The 1,752-nt window shown below is 62.7% G+C and carries 1 protein-coding gene and 1 pseudogene; both read right to left on the minus strand.

Annotated features, from left to right (window positions below; translation table 11 throughout):
- Positions 1 to 33: 33 nt before the first annotated feature.
- Positions 34 to 1,545 (minus strand): glycerol kinase GlpK, encoded by a 1,512-nt coding sequence (gene glpK, locus FVP33_RS18775; RefSeq protein ID WP_147785231.1) that lies wholly within the window; start codon positions 1,543 to 1,545, stop codon positions 34 to 36.
- A gap of 82 nt (positions 1,546 to 1,627) precedes the next feature.
- Positions 1,628 to 1,752: pseudogene (locus FVP33_RS18780) on the minus strand (aquaporin); the annotation flags it as partial.

Below are 1,752 nucleotides of genomic sequence, written 5' to 3' on the forward strand. Positions count from 1 at the left end.
GTGTGACGGGGGCACGGTTGTGGTTGGGGGTGGTTATTTGACGTCGTCGTCGATCCAGTCGAAGGTTTTGGTGACGGCTTTTTTCCAGAGGCGCATTTGGCGTTCGCGTTCGGTGGTTTCCATGTTGGGGGTCCAGCGGGAGTCTTCTTGCCAGTTGGCGCGGAGTTCGTCGAGGTCTGACCAGAATCCGACGGCGAGGCCGGCGGCGTAGGCGGCGCCGAGGGCGGTGGTTTCGGCGACGACGGGGCGGATGACGGGAACGCCGAGGATGTCGGCTTGGAATTGCATGAGGGTGTTGTTGGCGATCATGCCTCCGTCGACTTTCAGTTCGGTGAGGTCGACGCCGGAGTCGGCGTTGACGGCGTCGAGGACTTCCCGGGTTTGGAAGGCGGTGGCTTCCAGTGCGGCGCGGGCGATGTGGCCCTTGTTCACGAATCGGGTGAGTCCGACGAGGGCGCCGCGGGCGTCGGATCGCCAGTAGGGGGCGAATAGTCCGGAGAACGCGGGGACGAAATACACGCCGCCGTTGTCGTCGACGGTTTTGGCGAGGTCTTCGATCTCGGCGGCGGTTTTGATCAGTCCGATGTTGTCCCGCAGCCATTGCACGAGGGATCCGGTGACGGCGATGGAGCCTTCCAGGGCGTAGTGCGGTTTGTTGTCGCCGAGTTGGTAGCCGAGGGTGGTGAGCAGTCCGTTCTTGGAGTGGATGATCTCTTCCCCGGTGTTGAAGATGAGGAAGTTGCCGGTGCCGTAGGTGTTCTTCGACTCTCCGGCGTCGAACGCGGCCTGGCCGAAGGTCGCGGCCTGCTGGTCGCCGAGGATCCCGGCGACGGGGACCTCGCGCAGCAGCGACGATTCGGAGACGGTGCCGTAGATCTCGGAGGAGCTCTTGATGACGGGCATCATCGATTTCGGCACGTTGAAGATGCCGAGGATCTCGTCGTCCCATTTTAGGGTTTCCAGGTCCATGAACAGGGTGCGGGAGGCGTTGGTGACGTCGGTGACGTGCACGCCGCCGTCGATGCCGCCGGTGAGGTTCCAGGTCACCCAGGAGTCGGTGGTGCCGAACAAAAGGTCGCCGGCCTCGGCCTTCTCCCTGGCCCCTGGCACGTTCTCCAGGATCCAGACGATCTTCGTGCCGGAGAAGTAGGTGGCCAGCGGCAGGCCGACCTTGGCCTTGAACCGTTCCACGTTGCCGTCCGCGATGCGGTCCACGATCGGCTGGGTGCGGGTGTCCTGCCACACGATCGCGTTATAGACCGGGTCGCCGGTGGTCTTGTCCCACACCACCGCGGTCTCACGCTGGTTCGTGATCCCGACGGCCTTGATGTTGTGCCGGGTGATGTTCGCCTTCGACAGTGCCTGACCGATCACCTCACGGGTGTTGTCCCAAATCTCCTTCGGGTTGTGTTCCACCCAACCGGCCTGCGGAAAAATCTGTTCATGCTCCAACTGGCCAGACGACACAATCGAACCCGCGTGATCGACCACGATCGCCCGGGTACTCGTCGTGCCCTGATCAATCGACAAAATGTAATCCGTCATGATTATTCTCCATTGAACTAAAACAAACGTGGTGACGCTGATGTAGGAGTCGACCCGAACGGATCCGGGCCGACCGCAGGGACTATTTGGTGATGAGGGGCAGGAGCGGGTGCGCGACCAGTCCGGCGATCGCACCGCCGACGAGCGGCCCGACCACGGGTACCCAGGAGTACGCCCAGTCGCTCGACCCCTTGCCCTTGATCGGCA

This window comes from Lacisediminihabitans profunda (assembly GCF_008040105.1).
Lineage (GTDB): Bacteria > Actinomycetota > Actinomycetes > Actinomycetales > Microbacteriaceae > Lacisediminihabitans > Lacisediminihabitans profunda.

Excerpts from the sequence above, each read along its gene's own strand:
- glpK (WP_147785231.1), bottom strand. The coding sequence starts at position 1,545 with ATGACGGATTACATTTTGTCGATTGATCAGGGCACGACGAGTACCCGG.